The sequence below is a fragment of the Achromobacter sp. CF-sbj1-Ac2-l genome (genome assembly GCF_052698165.1).
In genome coordinates, this window is record NZ_CP199855.1 from 2,706,492 (window position 1) to 2,723,748 (window position 17,257).

General features: G+C 68.2%; 16 protein-coding genes. 13 read left to right on the plus strand and 3 right to left on the minus strand.

What is annotated here, in order from left to right:
• The first annotated feature begins 289 nt into the window (after nucleotides 1-289).
• From ACUDCK_RS12435 to ACUDCK_RS12480, 10 genes are all read left to right on the plus strand, one after another.
• Entirely contained in the window at nucleotides 290-3,205 is a 2,916-nt protein-coding gene (locus ACUDCK_RS12435) for a monovalent cation/H+ antiporter subunit A (protein ID WP_054502695.1), read from the plus strand.
• A complete protein-coding gene (locus ACUDCK_RS12440) occupies nucleotides 3,205-3,549 on the plus strand; it encodes a Na+/H+ antiporter subunit C (protein ID WP_006227452.1) in 345 nt (114 codons plus the stop codon). The genes ACUDCK_RS12435 and ACUDCK_RS12440 overlap by 1 nt, the downstream gene beginning before the upstream one ends.
• The gene (locus ACUDCK_RS12445) at nucleotides 3,546-5,177 is read left to right on the plus strand and encodes a monovalent cation/H+ antiporter subunit D (RefSeq protein ID WP_054502694.1); all 1,632 of its coding nucleotides are present in this window, start codon (nucleotides 3,546-3,548) and stop codon (nucleotides 5,175-5,177) included. Before ACUDCK_RS12440 ends, ACUDCK_RS12445 begins: the two co-directional genes overlap by 4 nt.
• Complete coding sequence (locus ACUDCK_RS12450; RefSeq protein WP_054502693.1) at nucleotides 5,177-5,659, plus strand: Na+/H+ antiporter subunit E; 483 nt, start codon at nucleotides 5,177-5,179, stop codon at nucleotides 5,657-5,659. The genes ACUDCK_RS12445 and ACUDCK_RS12450 overlap by 1 nt, the downstream gene beginning before the upstream one ends.
• On the plus strand, nucleotides 5,656-5,937 hold the full coding sequence (locus ACUDCK_RS12455) for a K+/H+ antiporter subunit F (protein WP_006394683.1): 282 nt from the start codon (nucleotides 5,656-5,658) through the stop codon (nucleotides 5,935-5,937). The genes ACUDCK_RS12450 and ACUDCK_RS12455 overlap by 4 nt, the downstream gene beginning before the upstream one ends.
• Nucleotides 5,934-6,272, plus strand: a complete 339-nt coding sequence (mnhG, locus tag ACUDCK_RS12460; protein ID WP_054502692.1) for a monovalent cation/H(+) antiporter subunit G — start codon at nucleotides 5,934-5,936, stop codon at nucleotides 6,270-6,272. Before ACUDCK_RS12455 ends, mnhG begins: the two co-directional genes overlap by 4 nt.
• A gap of 228 nt (nucleotides 6,273-6,500) precedes the next feature.
• Nucleotides 6,501-7,004 (plus strand): hypothetical protein, encoded by a 504-nt coding sequence (locus tag ACUDCK_RS12465; protein WP_372413505.1) that lies wholly within the window; start codon nucleotides 6,501-6,503, stop codon nucleotides 7,002-7,004.
• A gap of 114 nt (nucleotides 7,005-7,118) precedes the next feature.
• Nucleotides 7,119-7,967, plus strand: coding sequence for an HAD family hydrolase (locus ACUDCK_RS12470; protein ID WP_054502690.1), 849 nt, complete (start codon nucleotides 7,119-7,121; stop codon nucleotides 7,965-7,967).
• 10 nt (nucleotides 7,968-7,977) lie between these two features.
• Entirely contained in the window at nucleotides 7,978-8,469 is a 492-nt protein-coding gene (tadA, locus tag ACUDCK_RS12475) for a tRNA adenosine(34) deaminase TadA (protein WP_064527664.1), read from the plus strand.
• The gene (locus tag ACUDCK_RS12480; RefSeq protein ID WP_175167380.1) at nucleotides 8,466-9,521 is read left to right on the plus strand and encodes an LD-carboxypeptidase; all 1,056 of its coding nucleotides are present in this window, start codon (nucleotides 8,466-8,468) and stop codon (nucleotides 9,519-9,521) included. The genes tadA and ACUDCK_RS12480 overlap by 4 nt, the downstream gene beginning before the upstream one ends.
• Nucleotides 9,522-9,557: 36 nt before the next feature.
• On the opposite strand, the gene ACUDCK_RS12485 is transcribed toward ACUDCK_RS12480, so the two are convergent.
• The 3 genes from ACUDCK_RS12485 to ACUDCK_RS12495 are packed head-to-tail and all read right to left on the minus strand — an operon-like array spanning nucleotide 9,558 to nucleotide 13,098.
• Nucleotides 9,558-11,156 carry a M48 family metalloprotease gene (locus ACUDCK_RS12485; protein ID WP_238909852.1) on the minus strand — a complete coding sequence of 533 codons (1,599 nt, stop codon included), beginning with the start codon at nucleotides 11,154-11,156 and terminating at the stop codon, nucleotides 9,558-9,560.
• Nucleotides 11,143-11,496: a hypothetical protein gene (locus tag ACUDCK_RS12490; RefSeq protein ID WP_049073447.1), complete on the minus strand. Its 354-nt coding sequence runs from the start codon at nucleotides 11,494-11,496 to the stop codon at nucleotides 11,143-11,145. Before ACUDCK_RS12490 ends, ACUDCK_RS12485 begins: the two co-directional genes overlap by 14 nt.
• A gap of 6 nt (nucleotides 11,497-11,502) precedes the next feature.
• Nucleotides 11,503-13,098, minus strand: coding sequence for a CHASE2 domain-containing protein (locus ACUDCK_RS12495; RefSeq protein WP_167517613.1), 1,596 nt, complete (start codon nucleotides 13,096-13,098; stop codon nucleotides 11,503-11,505).
• 259 nt (nucleotides 13,099-13,357) lie between these two features.
• On the opposite strand from ACUDCK_RS12495, the gene ACUDCK_RS12500 reads away from it, so the two are divergent.
• The 3 genes from ACUDCK_RS12500 (at nucleotide 13,358) to ACUDCK_RS12510 (ending at nucleotide 17,185) form a co-directional block, all read left to right on the plus strand.
• Nucleotides 13,358-14,962, plus strand: coding sequence for an ABC-F family ATPase (locus ACUDCK_RS12500; RefSeq protein ID WP_054502686.1), 1,605 nt, complete (start codon nucleotides 13,358-13,360; stop codon nucleotides 14,960-14,962).
• Between the two features lie 123 nt (nucleotides 14,963-15,085).
• The gene (locus ACUDCK_RS12505; protein ID WP_116793051.1) at nucleotides 15,086-16,303 is read left to right on the plus strand and encodes an MFS transporter; all 1,218 of its coding nucleotides are present in this window, start codon (nucleotides 15,086-15,088) and stop codon (nucleotides 16,301-16,303) included.
• Between the two features lie 111 nt (nucleotides 16,304-16,414).
• On the plus strand, nucleotides 16,415-17,185 hold the full coding sequence (locus ACUDCK_RS12510) for an ABC transporter ATP-binding protein (RefSeq protein ID WP_054417510.1): 771 nt from the start codon (nucleotides 16,415-16,417) through the stop codon (nucleotides 17,183-17,185).
• Nucleotides 17,186-17,257 lie beyond the last annotated feature (72 nt).

A 17,257-nucleotide genomic window follows, 5' to 3' on the forward strand; every position in this document is an offset into this window, starting at 1 on the left:
TAATGATTGCGCAGCGATCATGTCGTCATCCCCCCGGTACGCGCATAAATCTCTGCATAACTTACAAGAATCTGATATTTTTCGGATGAGATTCTTGGCCGGTCTTGCAAGAAAACTATTGCGTTTGTTTCTGTCCGCGCCGTTCAATGGCGTAGGTTGACGTCCCCGCGGGGCAACGTGTAGTGCAGCGACGCACCGGGCCAGGGTTCCGTCCGTTTTTCAATCCCCGGTCTGTTTCGTCTCTCGCTGCTGCGCTGGCGGGAGGGGGCCCGGACATTCTCGGAACGCCATGTCGCTGATACTGATCCTCGCTCTGCCGTTCGCCGGCAGCCTGTGCGCCGCGCTGCTGCCTTCCAACGCCCGCAATGCCGAGGCCTGGTTGGCGGGCATCATCGCCCTGGCCTGCGCGGTTCTGGTCGCCAGTCTCTATCCGCAGGTCGCCGGCGGCGGCGTGGTCCGCGTCGACATTCCCTGGGCGCCCGCCCTGGGCCTGCAGTTCACCCTGCGCATGGACGGCTACGCCTGGCTGTTCGCCCTGATCGTCTCCGGCATGGGCGCGCTGGTGGTGCTGTACGCGCGCTACTACATGTCGCCGGAAGACCCGGTGCCGCGCTTCTTCTCCTTCTTCCAGGCCTTCATGGCCGCCATGCTGGGCGTGGTGCTGTCGGGCAACCTGATCCAGTTGGTCATGTTCTGGGAAATGACCAGCCTGGCCTCGTTCATGCTGATTGCGTACTGGCATCACCGCCTGGATGCCCGCCGCGGCGCCCGCATGGCGCTGACGGTGACCGGCGCCGGCGGGCTGTGCCTGCTGGCCGGGGTGCTGATCCTGGGCCACATCGTCGGCAGCTATGACATGGACCGCGTGCTGGCCGCCGGCGACCTGGTGCGCGCCGACCCGTGGTATCCCGCCGTGCTGGTGCTGGTGGCGCTGGGCGCGCTGACCAAGAGCGCCCAGTTTCCGTTCCATTTCTGGCTCCCCAACGCCATGGCCGCGCCCACGCCGGTGTCGGCCTACCTGCACTCGGCGACCATGGTGAAGGCCGGCGTGTTCCTGCTGGCGCGCTTCTGGCCGGTGCTGTCCGGCACCGACGAATGGTTCTGGATCATCGGCGGCGCCGGGCTGATCACGCTGGTGCTGGGCGGCTATGCGGCCATCTTCCAGCAGGACATGAAAGGGGTGCTGGCGTACTCGACCATCAGCCACCTCGGTCTGATCACCTTGCTGCTGGGGCTGAACAGCTCGCTGGCGCTGGTGGCGGCGGTGTTCCACATGGTCAACCACGCCACCTTCAAGGCCTCGCTGTTCATGGCGGCGGGCATTGTCGACCACGAGACCGGCACGCGCGACCTGAGCCGGCTGTCCGGACTGTACAAGGCCATGCCGATCACGGCCACGCTGGCCATGGTGGCGGCGGCCTCGATGGCCGGGGTGCCGCTGCTCAACGGCTTCATCTCCAAGGAAATGTTCTTCGCCGAGACCACCTTCGTCAGCGGCGACATGATCACGAAAGTGGGCCTGCCCCTGGCGGCCACGGTGGCGGGCGCCTTCAGCGTGGCCTATTCGCTGCGCTTCATCCTGCAGGTGTTCTTCGGCCCGCCGGCGACCGACCTGCCGCGCGCGCCGCACGAGCCGCCCGGCTGGATGCTGCTGCCCAGCGGCCTGCTGGTGCTGATGTGCCTGGTGGTGGGCATCCTGCCGGGCCTGACGCTCGGCCCGTTCCTGGCCACCGCCGCGCAGAGCATCCTGGGCGCCGACATGCCCGAATACAGCCTGGCCGTGTGGCACGGCGTCAACCTGCCGCTGGTGATGAGCTTCGTGGCCATGACCGCTGGCGTGATCCTCTACCTGGCGCTGCGCGCGCACCAGCGCGCCAACCCGGGCCGGGTGCCATTCATCTACCGCCTGGACGGCCGCCGTTCGTTCGAGGCGTTGCTGGACGGCTCCAGCGTGGCCGCCGCCTGGCTGCTGCGCTGGCTCGCGTCGTCGCGCCTGCAGGTGCAGATGCTGCTGATCGTGCTGGGCACCTTGTTCGTGGCCTGGCTGCCGCTGCGCGCCGGCGGCTGGCTCGAGGGCACCGGCCGCGCGGCCGAGGTCGATCCGGCCTTCGCCCTGCTGTGGCTGGTGGGTTGCGTCTGCGCGGTGGCCGCGGCCTACCAGGCCAAGTATCACCGCCTGGCGTCGCTGGCGCTGGCCGGCGGCGCCGGCCTGGTGACCTGTCTCACGTTCGTCTGGTTCTCGGCGCCCGACCTGGCGCTGACGCAGTTGTCGGTCGAGGTGGTGACGCTGGTGCTGCTGCTGCTCGGCCTGCGCTGGCTGCCGCGCCGCATCGAGCAGGACGAGGACGAGGGGCTGGGGGCGACCCTGCGCGCCCGCGGCCGCCGCCTGCGCGACCTGCTGATGGCGACCGCCGCCGGCACCGGCATGGCGGCGCTGGCGTACGCGGTGCTGGTGCGGCCGCAGACCGACACGATCTCGTCATATTTCGTCGACCGCGCGCTGCCTGACGGCGGCGGCACCAACGTGGTCAACGTGATCCTGGTGGACTTCCGCGGCTTCGATACCTTTGGCGAAATCACGGTGTTGGGCATCGTGGCGCTGACGGTGTACGCGCTGCTGCGCCGCTTCCGCCCGGCCGCCGAAAGCGCCGACCTGCCGCGCCAGCAGATCGACCAGGACGGCCCGGTGCCGGCCACGCCGGACATCAAGACGATCGTGCCGACCGGCCCGATGATGGTGCCGACGGTGCTGGTGCGACTGCTGCTGCCGACGGCGGCGCTGATCTCGGTGTATTTCCTGCTGCGCGGCCACAACCAGCCCGGCGGCGGTTTCGTCGGCGGGCTGATCTTCGCCACCGCGGTGATCCTGCAGTACATGGTGGGCGGCGTCTACTGGGTCGAATCGCGCAGCCGCCTGAACCCGCAGAACTGGATCGGCATCGGCCTGCTGTTCGCGGGCACGGCGGCGGTGTCGGCCTGGCTCGCCTACAAGCCGTTCCTGGCCGCGCTGGCGTGGGACATCGCCTTGCCGCTGGTGGGCCACGTGCACCTGTCCAGCGTGCTGCTGTTCGACCTGGGCGTCTACATGCTGGTGGTCGGATCCACCGTGCTGGTGCTGGTGGCGCTGGCCCACCAATCGCTGCGCGCACAACGCAAGGCAGCCGCCGAAAGCCAGGCGGCCGCCGCACAAACGGGGGAAGCCTGATGGAATTGATTTATGCCGTCGCGATCGGCGTCCTGGCGGGCTCGGGGGTCTGGCTGCTGCTGCGGCCGCGCACCTTCCAGTTCATCATGGGCCTGTCGCTGGTCTCGTACGCGGTCAACCTGTTCATCTTCGGCATGGGCCGCCTGACCTCGGGCCGGCCGCCGGTGGTGGATCCGGCCATGGCCCATGATCCTTCCTGGTATGCCGATCCGCTGCCACAGGCCCTGGTGCTGACGGCCATCGTGATCGGCTTCGCCACCACCGCGCTGTTCCTGGTGGTGCTGCTGGCTTCGCGCGGCTTGACGGGCACCGACCACGTCGATGGACGGGAGTCCCAATCTTGAGTTTCTGGCTGCAACACCTTCCCGTCCTGCCCATCGTCACGCCGCTGCTGGCCGGCGCCGCGATGCTGCTGCTGGGCGACACCCGCCGCTACACGCGCGGCGCCATCGCCATGCTGTCGACCCTGGCCCAACTGGCCGCGGCCATCGCCTTGCTGGCGGTCGCCGGCGGCGCCGTGCCGGACGTCTGGCCGCATGGGGTCGGCGTCTACCTGGTGGGCGACTGGCCCGCGCCGTTCGGCATCGTGCTGGTGGTGGACCGCCTGGCGGCGGTCATGCTGACCCTGACCGCGGTGCTGGGCCTGGCCTCGCTGACCTACGCGCTGGCCCGCTGGGACCGGGCCGGGGTGCATTTCCATTCCCTGTTCCAGTTCCTGCTGATGGGCCTGAACGGGGCTTTCCTGACCGGCGACCTGTTCAACCTGTTCGTGTTCTTCGAGGTGCTGCTGGCCGCTTCCTACGGCCTGCTGCTGCACGGCTCGGGCGTGGCGCGCGTCAGCGCCGGCCTGCAGTACATCGCGGTCAACCTGGTGGCCTCGTTCCTGCTGCTGATCAGCATCGCGCTGATCTACGGCGTGAGCGGCACGCTCAACATGGCCGACCTGGCGCTGCGCGCCGGCGACCTGACCGGTTCGGACCGCATGCTGTTCGAGGCCGGCGCCGCCATCCTGGGCGTGGCCTTCCTGGTGAAGGCGGGCGCCTGGCCGCTGAACTTCTGGCTGGTCAAGGGCTATGGCTCGGCCGGCGCGCCGATCGCCGCCATGTTCTCGATCATGACCAAGGTCGGCATCTACGCGCTGCTGCGCATCGGTTCGCTGCTGCTGCCGAGCGGCGCGCCCGCGGCGTTCAGCCTGGACTGGATGTTCGCGGCCGGCCTGGCCACGCTGCTGTTTGGCGGCCTGGGCCTGCTGGCCACGCAGCAGCTCGAGAAGATGGTGGGCTATTGCGTCATCGTCTCGGCCGGCACGCTGCTGACGGCGCTGGGCATGCCCGGCGTGACGCTGACCGGCCCGGCGCTGTTCTACCTGATCAGTTCGGTGCTGACCACGGGCGCGTTCTTCATGCTGGCCGAGCTCATCGAACGCACCCGCAGCTTCGGCGCCAACGTGCTGGCGGTGACGCTGGACGCTTTCGATCTGGACGACCCGACCTCGGTGAATCGTTCGGATGACGTGGTCGGCGTCGCCATTCCGGCGGCCATGGCCTTTCTTGGCCTGGCCTTCATCTGTTGCGCCTTGCTGGTGACCGGGTTGCCGCCGCTGTCGGGCTTCGTGGCCAAGTTTTCGCTGTTGTCGGCGGCGGTTTCAGCGGCCAACGAATCGGCGCCGCCGATGGACGCCTGGATCCTGGTGGCAGCCGTGCTGGTGTCCGGCCTGGCGGGCCTGATCGGCCTGGGCCGCACCGGCATCCGCGTGTTCTGGGCCAGCGACGACCGCAGCACGCCGCGCCTGCGGCTGATCGAAGCGGGGCCGGTGGCGGTTCTGCTGCTGCTGTGCGTGGGCCTGGCGGCGGGCGCGGGCCCGGTGTCGGCCTACCTGGACGACGCCGCGCGTTCGCTGGACCAGCCCAAGAGTTATATCGATGCCGTCATGTCCGCGCAGACGGTGCGCGCCACGCCGGGAGGAAACTGATGCGCCGCCTGTATTTCCTCTTCCTGCCGGTGTTCCTGTTCGTCCTGTGGCTGGTGCTCAATGAGAGCCTGTCGGCCGGCCAGATTGCGCTGGGCGTGGCGTTGGCCCTGTGGTTCACCTGGGCCGCTTCGCGCCTGCGGCCGCTGAAGGCGCGGCCGCGGCGCCTGTGGAAGGCGATTCCGCTGTTCCTGCACGTGACCGTGGACATCATCAAGTCCAACATCGCGGTGGCCAGGCTGATCCTGAATCCGCGGCGCAATGATTTCTCGCCCGGGTTCATCAAGATTCCGCTGACCATGCGCGATCCGCACGGCCTGGCGATGCTGGCCTGCATCGTCACCTACACGCCCGGCACTGTCTGGGTCGAACTGGGCGACGACCACCGCCTCAAGCTGCACGTGCTCGACCTGCAGAACGAGGAAGACTGGGTACGCCTGGTGCAGGATCGCTACGAACGCCCCTTGATGGAGATCTTCGAATGAACGCCATACTTTACTGGGCGGCGTCCTTTGCCCTGGTGTGCTTCGCGCTGGGCATGGTGTTTGCCGCCATCCGCCTGCTGCGCGGCCCCACCGCGCAGGATCGCGTGCTGGCGCTGGACACGCTCTACATCAACGGCATGCTGACCATGCTGGTGTTCGGCATCCGCTCGGGCACATCGGTCTACTTCGATATTGCGCTGCTGATCGCGCTTTTCGGATTCGTGGGCTCGACAGCCATGGCCCGCTTCCTGCTGCGCGGCGAGGTGATCGAGCCATGATCGAGAACCTGCCCCTGTGGGCCAGCATCCCGGCCAGCGTGCTGCTGGTGCTGGGCGGCCTGCTGGCCCTGACCGGATCGGCCGGCCTGCTGCGCTTTCGGACGTTCTACGCCCGCATCCATGCGCCGACGCTGGGCAACACGCTGGGTTGCGGCTGCGTGCTGGCGGCGTCGATCCTGGTGTTCTCGGCGCTATCGTCGCGGCCCGTGTTCCATGAGGTGATCATCACGCTGCTGCTGATCGTGTCGTCGCCGGTGACAGCGATGCTGCTGATGCGCGCGGCGGTTTACCGTAACCGTTTGACCAAGGCCGACGCCGATCTGGACGCGAGGTAGCGGGCAGGGCGGCGCCGGATACACGGGGACGTATCGGCGTTTTTTAGGGACGAATTGCGCCGGCGCAAGGAATATTGCGCCGCAGCAGCGGAAACTTCAGCTTACGATTGCACGTTGCTGGACATGTCCCCGTCGTGCCATCGTGGGATAGTTGTATCAAGCAGACGGTGCCGGCCCAGCCAGGCCCGCGCCGTTCGGGTTCAATCCTCTTTCTCCAAGGAGCTGGCCATGAATGTACGTCCCATGCACACCAAACGCCTTGCGGCATCCCTTTGCGCGGCTGGCCTGATGCTGGCCGCCGGAGCGGCGCAGGCGGCCGACCCGATCGGCCGCGCCGGCATCCAGGCGCAATACGAACAGGATGTGGCGGCTTGCAAGAACGGCAGCACCGGACAGGAGCGCTCCGCCTGCATGCGCGAGGCTGGCGCCGCCCGCCAGGAAGCCATGCGCAAGCAACTGAGCGATGGCACCACCGACCAGCACCAGCAGAACATGCTGGATCGCTGCAACCGCCTGCCCGCCGATTCGCGCCAGGACTGCATCACGCAGATGACCTCGCCGACCCAGGTGCGCGGCAGCGTGCAGGGTGGCGGCGTGCTGCGTGAAACCGTGATCCAGGTGCCGGCCGGCACCGCCGGCACGGTGCCGCCGCCTCCGCCGCCGGCCACCGCGCCCGGCATGGCGCCGGCCCCGGGCATGGCGCCGCCGCCGCCCGCGCCGATGCGCCAGTAACGACGCTGGGCGGGCCAGGGGAGGGCGCGGCGCGTCCTTTCCCCGCGGCCACGGGGCCCAGCCGCCGCCACAATCAGGCAAAATGGCGGCTGTCGCCCTTACTCACGCATATCCATGTCCGACGTCATCGCCCTGATTTTCGACTTCGACGACACGCTGGCCTCGGACAGCACGTCCGGTTTCCTGGACAGCATCGGGGTGGACACGGCGTCCTTCTGGAAAGACCAGGTCGATCCGCTGCTGTCCCACCAGGACTGGGACCCGGTCCCGGCCTATCTCTACCAGATGATCCAGCTCTCGCGCGAGGGCAAGCACGGCCTCATCACGCAGCAGCGGCTGCGCGACTGGGGCGCGCGCCTCGAACTGCACGACGGCGTGGCCACGCTGTTCCAGCGCCTGCGCGCCGCGGTGCGGGCGGCGCAGCCGCAGGTGCAGCTCGAGTTCTACCTGATCTCCAGCGGCATCGGCGACGTGGTGCGCTCCACGCCCATCGCGCACGAGTTCACCGAGATCTGGGCCTCCGAATTCACCTACGGCGCCGACGGCGGCATCGAGTTTCCGCGCCGCATCGTCAGCTTCACCGACAAGACGCGCTACCTGTTCCACATCCAGAAGGGCATCATCGGCCGCGATTTCCGCAACAAGCCGTTCGAGGTCAACCGCAAGGTGCCCGAGGACCGCCTGCGGGTGCCGTTCGACCAGATGGTGTTCGTCGGCGACGGCTACACCGACATCCCGTGCTTCTCGCTGATCCGGCGCGCCGGCGGCTACGCCTTCGGCGTCTGGGATCCGAAGCACCGCGACAAGCGCAGCCGCGCCTGGGGCTTCATCGAGGAAGGCCGGGTGTCGAACCTGAACCAGGCGCGCTACGACGAGAACGCCGAGCTCTACCAGTGGCTGGAAGAGGCCGTGACAAGCCTGGCCGGCCGCATCGCGCTCAAATCGCGGGTGTACCGTGGTTGAGCCGATCGCCATGGCGGCCGTGCCGCCCTGGACCGCGCAGGATGCCGAGTTCATGACGCTGGCGCTGGAACAGGCGCAGGCGGCCTATGACATCGGCGAGGTGCCGGTGGGCGCGCTGGTGGTCTCGGCCCAGGGCGACATCCTGGGGCGCGGCTACAACCGCACCATCATCGACCACGACCCCACCGCGCACGCCGAGATCGTCGCCTTGCGCGGCGCCGCGCGCGCGCTCGAAAACTACCGCCTGCCGGGCATCACCGTGTACGTCACGCTGGAGCCCTGCGTCATGTGCATCGGCGCCATGCTGCACGCGCGCCTGGCGCGGGTGGTGTTCGGCGCCTACGACCCCAAGACCGGCGCCTGCGGCAGCGTGCTGGACGTGGGCTCGGTGCCCAAACTCAATCATCACACTTCAGTCACCGGCGGCGTGCTGGCGGAACCCTGCGGCGAGCTGCTGCGCCGGTTCTTCCGCGAACGCCGCGCCAAGGAATCCATCGCATGAGCAACACCCGAGGCGCCAAGGCGCGCGCCGCCAAGGCGGCCGCCGCCCCGGCGCATGACCACGCCAGCCACGCGCACGATCACGACCACGAATGCGACGAGGCCTGCGGCCACGATCACAGCCACGACCACGAGCCGGGCCACGTCCACGGCTTCCCGGACGCCCGCGGCATCTACCTGATCTCGCCGTCGTCGGCGGTGCGCGACCCGCAGACCGTCGAAGTGGCGCGCGAGCGCCTGGCCGCGCAGGGCTTCAAGACCGCGCTGGACCGCACCGCGCTGGCCGAGCATCAGCGCTTTGCCGGCACCGACGCGCAGCGCCTGGCCAGCCTGACGCGCGCCGCCAAGCAGAAACTGCCGATCGTCATGGTGACGCGCGGCGGCTATGGCATGGGCCGGCTGCTGCACGCGATCGACTGGAAGGCCATGGCCGACAGCGGCAAGCGCTTCGTCGGCATGAGCGACTTCACCGCGTTCAACCTGGCGCTGCTGGCGCAGACCGGCGCGGTCAGCTACACCGGCGCCACCGCCATCTACGACTTCGGCGGCAAGAAGGTCGACGACCTGACCGAAGCGCTGTTCGGCGAAGTGATGCGCGGCGAGCTGGAAATCCTCAGCTTCGAGACCCAGGACGCCGACCCGGTCGATTGCCGCGGCATCCTGTGGGGCGGCAACCTGGCGATGTTGACCTCGCTGGCGGGCACCCCCTACATGCCCAAGGTGCGCGGCGGCATCCTGTTCCTGGAAGACGTGGCCGAGCATCCGTACCGCATCGAGCGCATGCTGATCCAGTTGTGGCAGGCGGGCATTCTGGGCAAGCAGAAGGCCATCGTGCTGGGCCGCTTCTCGGACTACAAGCTGGCGCCGCACGACAAGGGCTACGACCTGCACGAAGTGGTGGCCTGGCTGCGCAAGACGGTCAAGGTGCCGGTGGTGACCGGCCTGCCGTACGGCCACGTGGCCACCAAGGCGACGCTGCCGATCGGCCAGAAGGTCGGCATCGCCACCGAAAAGGGCCTGGCCCACCTGGTGCTGGACGAACACCATCACTGACGCAGGCGGGCCGGAAGGCCCGCCGCGTGGCGTGCTTCACTTCTTGAACAGCCTGTCGACCAACGACTGCGCCTTCTGCTCGCCGCGGCGCTTGGCCTCGGCCTGCTCGGCGGGTGTCTGCGCGGCTTTGTTGCAGGCGCCGGCATAGCTGGGAAAGCGCGACGCGCATTCCTGCGCCAGCTTGCGCGCCCTGTCCCAGCTGTCGGTCTGCCCGTAGAAGGCAATGGCCTCCGGCCAGGCCAGGCCGGCATCCTTGAAATACTCGAAGCCCTGGTTCATGACCGCGGTGGCTGGTGCGCGCTGGCCGGAGCCCAGCAGATTGTTGGCGCGCAGGACATAAATGCGCCAGGCGCGGTCGCCCTCGGATTGCAGGTTGCGGTCCAGCAGGGCGGCGGCGCGGGCGGACGGCTTGCCGGGTTCGCCTTGCGCCATGCTTAGCGCCAGCAGCGGCAACGCCTGCTGTGCGGTCGGGCCGGAGGCGGCCTGGGCCGCGAGCTTGCGCGCCTGGACATAGTCCTGCGCCTGCAGCGCCTGTTGCGCGGCGTTGGCGCTCTGATAGTTCTTCAGCACGGTCGCGCTGCGACGTTGCGCGCGCGCCTTGTTCCACGGCGCGATGGTGGCCGCGGGGCGAGGCTTTCCGGCCATCAGCGGCGTGACCTGCCCGGTCAACGAGGTCAGCCGCGCTTCGGTGCTGGGATGGCTGACGGTCAGCTTCTTCCAGATGTCGTCCAGGCCATTGCGCAGGTCTTCGCTGGCGCCAGCGAGGCCGGAACTCAGCGACGCCTGCATCTCGGTCAGCGGCGCGACCTTGTTGCCCGAGGCCGTGGCCTGCCTGCGCGCATCCTGCGCGGCGGCCTGCTTGATCTGCTCGACCATGCGCTTGCGGTCTTCTTCCTGGATCCTGGCGTTGTCCGTTTCCCAGGTGGCCTGACGCTCCAGGAAGGCCTTGAACCCTTGCGTGTAGGAATAGCCCAGCCGCAGGCTGACGGTGGCGCCGAAGCGATCGGCGTTTTCCTCCTGCTGCCGGTTCCAGGCGGGGACCAACACGTCCTTGCCGAAGGCATAGGAAGCGATCACGCTGTCCACCGGGCTCCAGCCCGTCGCGCTGCCGGCCTTTTGCGCCAGGGCCACGCCCAGCGCCGCCAGCGTGGCGACTTGGTCGCTGGTCGTATTGGCCGCTTCCAGCTGGTGATAGTCCAGGTAGATGTGGCCAAATTCGTGCGACAGGATGGCGACAATCTCGTCCTCGGACTCCGCAGACGAGAGCCATCCGATCGACAGGTAGATATTGCCCGCGCCAGTGCTGTAGGCCTCCAGGGCTGGGGACGCGGTGACGTACACGGCACCCGGCCAGCCGGGCACGCCAGCGGCATCCTTGATGCGGCCGAGCAGGCCGTTCAGGTAGCCCTGCATCTCGGGCATGGCAACCAGGCCCATGTGTTGCGCGCGCTGATTGCGGGCGTCGCGGTCGGCGTCGGGCCACTTGCGGTCGGTGGGGGCGGGCGGCAATTCCCCGGTCTTGAACGACAGGCCGGCGCCGGGCATGTTGGCGCAGCCGGCCAGAGCCATCGCCAGGGTCAGGGCCGCGAGGCGGGGCGCGGGATGGAAGGGCATCGCCATGTCAGCGGCAGGCATTTTCGCCGGCGCCGGCGGTGGAGCCGGTGGGGCCGGGCACGCGCTTGACCACCGGGCCGCACTGCGCCGACGAATTACGCGCCACGCGCACCTGCATGCTGTCCACCCAGTAGTCGGCGCCGTCCACCGTCACCCGGTAGAACTCTTCGCGGCTTTCCAGTACCGGCCACGGCATGCCCTGGCCATCGGATTTGGCGACCGGCGTTCCGCCGCCCGGCTGCGCATAGAGCGGCAGCGGCTTGAGGCTGGCGCCGACGATCTGGTCGGCCGCCAGGGCCGGCGCGCCGTACAGGGCCAGCGCCGCGAGGGCGGCGGCAATCATGGAGGAAGGCTGGATCATGCGGTTCTACTCCTGAGGTTTGGCGGAAGGTTGCGGGGGCGCCTGGGGCGGTGTGGTCGCGTCCGCCTTGGGCTTGCCGCCGAGAAACTTGGTGACGGTATCGGTCCAGCCGAGCCAGTGCGCGGCCAGCGCCATGACCGCCAGGTCGACAATGGGCAGGGTGCCGACGTCCACCCATTCCTGAGCGACCAGCACGATGTACATGACGACCATCGAGGACAGCAGGATGGTGGCCGCCTTGCGAAGTGTCAGGGCGGCCACGATCACCAGTTTTTCAGCGGTCTTGAGCGACAGCCAGCGGCGGGAGGCGCGGTCGGCGAAGACGGACCTGAGCAGGCGGCCCTGCGCCAGCGGTCCGTGGGCCGTGCTCAGCGCGCGCAGCGGCGGTGGCGGGTCGGCGGCGCCATCGGCGAGCGGCGCCGCCGAGAAGCGCCACTGTTGCGGCGGCACCAGCCAGCGGCGGGTCCAGGGCGTGAGCCCACGCAGGCGCAGCACCAGCCATTGCGCCAACCAATGCAGGAAATGCGCGGCCATGACGATGGGGATGCCCAGCAGCCAAAGGACATTGGGCGGCCAGATTTCCCATTCCAGCGCGCGCTTGTAGTGGTCGCGGTAGGTCAGCAAGTTGTCCAGCGCCATGGCATGCATGAACACGCCCGGGATCACGTCGTGCACCGGCGACAGCACGGTATCGTTGAAACCGCTCAACGCCGCGCCGATCATGACGTAGCGCCCGGTGAGCAGATCCTGCAGGCGTGCCTGGTCGGCGTCGGCGGCGCGCAGTTCCGATAGCGTCAGCGTGCGCGTGTAGGGGCAGATCGGCTTGTCCGCCTCGGACCCATTGAGCAGCCGGCGCACGTAGCCCGGCAGCATTTCCGGATAGCCGCCGCGCGCCTGGCGGCAGTCGGGCGAGAAACGCCGCTGGTCCAGGTTGTCCACCCCCCAGGTCAGAGCCATGGCTTCGCCACCGCGGGTCAGCGGGATACCGGCGGCGTCCTGGGCCATGGCCAGCGCCGCGCTGCGCGTGCCGCCTTCGGACCAGAGCGGATAGCTCCAGACCAGCCGGTCGACCTTGCTGGCGGCGTAGCGCACGTCCACCATCGTGAAGCAGGGCGGCTCGCCGGCCGGCGTGGCCAGGCCATCGCGCAGCCGCAGGCCGCCATCGTCGCCAGGCAGCGCGGCCAGGAATACCGGCACGCCGGCATCGCGCAGGTCACACAGGGCGGAAACCAGCTCCGGCAAGGTCGGGTCGTCCCGTTCGCGGCCGAAGGTAATGTCCAGGAAGATGGCGCGAGGCTGGTGGATCAGGCCGATATTGCGCAGCCAGCGCGCGTGGGTGCGGTAGGAGACGGGCCAGGCGCCTTTCTGTGGATCGAGCGAATCGTCGTCGATCAGCACCACGGTGGTGTCGTTGCGATGCGCGGGACTGTAATAGCCGCCCACCAGCCGCGCCTGCAGGCGGGCAATGGCGTAGGTCAGCAGATCCGAACTGGGCGTCAGTCGGGGCGTCGCCCACAGCATGGTGATCGCGACCAGCGCGGCAATGATCAATGAGCGGAAATAGAACCTGACGTTTCCGGAAGGCGGGGGCGAATCGTTCACGGGACGGCGGCGAGGGGTTGAATCAGCCTCCATGGCCCGGCGGGCAGGAAGCGCGCGTGTCGAGGGCGCAATGGTACCTCATTTAATACAAATTTTTACTTTAAGATAACAAATGGCACTCGGCGGGAGCCCGAGCGCCACGCCCGTGCGCTTGCCTGGCAAGCTCCGGATAGATGGGCTTGGTACACTATCGGGTTTCGCCGCATCCGCTTTGGCCGCTGCGCGACCTCAAAACCAAGATTCCCCCCAAGACACCACCGTGATATCCACCGCCAATCTCACCATCCAGTTCGGTCCCAAGCCCCTTTTCGAGAACGTCAGCGTCAAGTTCGGGGAAGGCAACCGCTACGGGCTGATCGGGGCCAACGGGTCCGGCAAGTCGACGTTCATGAAGATCATCGGCGGCGACCTGGAGTCGTCGGCCGGCAACGTCTCGCTGGAGCCGGGCGTTCGCCTGGGCAAGCTGCGCCAGGACCAGTTCGCCTTCGAGGACCTGCGCGTGCTGGACGTGGTGATGATGGGCCACACCGAGATGTGGGCCGCGATGTCCGAGCGCGACGCGATCTACGCCAACCCGGAAGCGTCGGAAGACGACTACATGCGCGCGGCCGACCTGGAAGCCAAGTTCGCCGAATATGACGGCTACACCGCCGAAGCCCGCGCCGGCGAGCTGCTGCTGGGCCTGGAAATCGCCGTGGACCAGCACAACCTGCCGATGCGCGAAGTGGCGCCGGGCTGGAAGCTGCGGGTGCTGCTGGCGCAGGCGCTGTTCTCGAACCCGGACGTGCTGCTGCTGGACGAACCGACCAACAACCTGGACATCAACACCATCCGCTGGCTGGAAAACGTGCTCAACAGCTACCAGAGCACGATGATCATCATCAGCCACGACCGCCACTTCCTGAACCAGGTCTGCACCCACATGGCCGACCTGGACTATGGCGAGATCCGCATCTACCCGGGCAACTACGACGACTACATGCTGGCCTCGACGCAGGCGCGCGAGCGCCTGGTGGCCAACAACGCCAAGGCCAAGGAACGCGTGGCCGAACTGCAGGACTTCGTGCGCCGCTTCGCCGCCAACAAGTCCAAGTCGCGCCAGGCCACCTCGCGCCTGAAGCAGATCGACCGCATCAAGGCCGAGCAGGTCGTGGTCAAGCCGTCGTCGCGCCAGAACCCGTACATCCGCTTCGAGCAGAACAAGGTCATGCACCGCCTGGCGGTCACGGTCGAGAATCTGTCCAAGTCCTACGACGCGCCCGTGATCCGCAACTTCTCGGCCATGGTCGACGCCGGCGAGAAGATCGCCATCATCGGCGCCAACGGGGTCGGCAAGACCACCTTGCTGCGTCTCTTGGCCACGGACCTGGCGCCCGACGCCGGCACGGTCAAGTGGTCGGATAACGCGGACCTCGGCTACATGGCCCAGGACGTTTCGGATCAGTTTCTGCAGACCGATATCAACCTGCTCGACTGGATGGGCGAGCATCGCCAGCCGGGCGACGACGACCAGTCGATCCGTTCGGTGCTGGGCCGCCTGCTGTTCTCGGCGGACGACCTGCCCAAGGCGCCCAAGGTGCTGTCCGGCGGCGAAAAGAACCGCATGACCTTCGGCCGCCTGATGCTGGGTCGTCACAACGTCATGCTGCTCGACGAGCCGACCAACCACCTGGACATGGAATCGATCGAATCGCTGCAGTTCGCGCTGGAAAAGTACGAAGGCACGCTGTTCTTCGTCTCGCACGACCGCGAATTCGTGTCGGGCCTGGCCACCCGCGTGATCGAAATCCTGCCCTCGGGCGAGATCGTCGACTACCGCGGCGGCTACGAAGACTACCTGTCCTCGCGCGGCATCGAAGCCTGACACCCGGGGCCTTGAGCCCCGCGCCCATGCGGCGGGCTGGCGTCCGTTCAGCCTGCCGCAATCCTGCTGGGCTATCATCCGGGTAAACCCTGGCCCGTTGCGCCAGGCTCCACCCCGTTCGACATGTCTCCCACACCGCATACCACGCCCGATGGCCAGCCCATCGGGACGTTCGCCTTGACCGCGCGCATCGTCGCGATCGCCTTTTTCACCTTCATCTGTTATCTCGCCATCGGCCTGCCGCTGGCGGTTCTGCCTGGCTACGTGCATGGCCAGCTCGGCTACGGCTCGGTGCTGGCGGGGCTGGCCATCAGCGTGCAGTACCTGGCGACGCTGCTGAGCCGCTCGCACGCCGGCCGCATGGCCGACACGGTCGGGCCCAAGCAGACCGTGGTCATCGGCATGGCGGCCTGCGCCGCCAGCGGCGTGTTCCTGCTGCTGGCCTATGCCTTTGAACGCAGCGCCTGGCTCAGCCTGGGCGCCATCATCGTCAGCCGGCTGGCGCTGGGCTTTGGCGAAAGCTGGGTCGGCACCGGCTCGGCCACCTGGGCGATTGCCCGGGTCGGTCCGCTGCACACGGCGCGGGTGATCTCCTGGAACGGCATCTGCACCTACGGCGGGCTGGCGCTGGGCGCGCCGCTGGGCGTCTACCTGGAAACCGAATGGAGCATGGGCGCGCTGGGCGGCGCGGTGCTGCTGCTGGGCCTGGCCGGCCTGGGGCTGGCGCTGGCGCGGGCCGCGGTGGCCATCGTCGGCGGGCATCGCATGGCCTTCAAGAGCGTGGTGCTGCGGGTGTTCCCGCACGGCATGGCGCTGGGGCTGGGCTCGGTCGGCTTCGGCACGCTGGCCGCCTTCGTGGCGCTGTACTACGCCAGCTTCTCGTGGGAGGGCGCGGCGCACGCGCTCAGCGCGTTCGGCTGTGCCTTCATCGGGGTGCGCCTGCTGTTCGCCGGCACCATCACGCGCTTTGGCGGCTTCAAGGTGGCGCAGGTGTCGTTCCTGGTGGAAGCGGCGGGCTTGGCGCTGCTGTGGCTGGCGCCCAATCCCGGCGCCGCGCTGGTGGGCGCGGCCCTGACCGGCTGCGGCTTCGCGCTGGTGTTCCCGGCCATCGGCGTCGAGGCCGTGGCGCGCGTGCCGGCCGGCAGCCGCGGCGCGGCATTGGGGGCCTATTCGGCCTTCCTGGACCTGGCGCTGGGCGCCACCGGCCCGGTGGCGGGCTATATCTCGGGCGGCTTCGGCTATCCGGCGATCTTCCTGTCGGCGGCGGTGGCGGTGCTGCTCGGCTTCCTGATCGCATTCGGACTGCAGCGCCACGCCAGCCGCGCGCAGGCGGCGGCCTGAGGTACTTTGTTCATAACCAAAAGTCTTAAGAACATGCGATATTGATCGTTTGGATTCATATAACGAATTGTTAGATTAGGCCCGTTCCCCACGCGCGCCACGATTCGTTCCATGAACCTGACTTTCGACCACGTCCACAAGCACTTCGGCGACCTGCCGGTCGTCGACGGCTTCACCAGCGAATTCAAGACCGGCGAGCTGGTCGCGCTGGTCGGCCCGTCCGGCTGCGGCAAGTCGACCCTGCTGCACCTGGCCGCCGGCCTGGAGAAGCCGACGCAAGGGCAGGTGCTGGCCGACGGCAAGGCCGTGACCGGCCCGCATCCCAGCCGCACGCTGGTGTTCCAGGAACATGCGCTGTATCCGTGGCTGACGCTGGAAGACAACGTGGCGCTGGCGCTGGAATTCCAGAAGACCCCGAAGAAGCGCGCCCGCGAGGCGGCGCGCGAATGGCTGGCGCGTGTCAGCCTGGCCGGCTTCGAGCACTATTACCCGCACCAGGTGTCCGGCGGCATGCGCCAGCGCGCGGCATTGGCCCGCGCCTTCATCGCGCAGCCGCAGACCATGCTGATGGACGAACCCTTCGGCGCGCTCGACGCGCTGACGCGCCTGGCGCTGCAGGACGTGCTGCGCCAGTTGATCGCGCAGGAAAAACCCACCGTGCTGCTGGTGACCCACGACGTCGATGAGGCGCTGTTCCTGGCCGACCGCATCGTGGTGTTCAGCCCGCGTCCGGCGCGCGTGCTGCGCGAATTCAACCTGGCGCACCGCGCCAAGAGCCACGACCTGTCCGACCTGGCCGCCGAGAAGCGCGAGATCCTGCGCCTGCTGGGCATCGCGGTCGACGGCGCGGCGGCGCATTCCGATCTGGCGTTGGCCGCCTGATCTCCTTCGATTTTCCGGTTCACGGGCGGCGCCACCAGGCGTCGGCCATCCTCGATTCCCTGGAGCCTTTCC